Source organism: Hymenobacter defluvii (assembly GCF_017589435.1).
GTDB lineage: Bacteria > Bacteroidota > Bacteroidia > Cytophagales > Hymenobacteraceae > Hymenobacter > Hymenobacter profundi.
Genome location: NZ_JAGETX010000137.1, coordinates 1 through 274, shown reverse-complemented (window position 1 = coordinate 274; position 274 = coordinate 1). Strand labels below are relative to the sequence as shown.

Annotated in this window: 1 pseudogene; it reads right to left on the bottom strand. The window is 50.0% G+C overall.

Annotated elements, in window-relative coordinates:
- A pseudogene (gene tuf / locus J4D97_RS23350) lies at positions 1-274 on the bottom strand (elongation factor Tu); the annotation flags it as partial.

The window sequence follows — 274 nt, the reverse complement described above, 5'->3', positions numbered from 1 at the left end:
TCGAGGATTTCAGTCACCTGACCGGCACCTACCGTACGGCCACCTTCGCGGATAGTGAAACGAAGACCTTTCTCCATCGCTACCTTGTTGATCAGCTCAACCGTGATAGTGATGTTATCGCCAGGCATTACCATTTCAACACCTTCGGGTAGGGTAATGATACCCGTTACGTCAGTGGTGCGCAGGTAGAACTGGGGACGGTAGTTGTTGAAGAATGGGGTGTGACGACCACCTTCTTCTTTCGACAGAACGTATACCTCAGCTTTGAACTTTT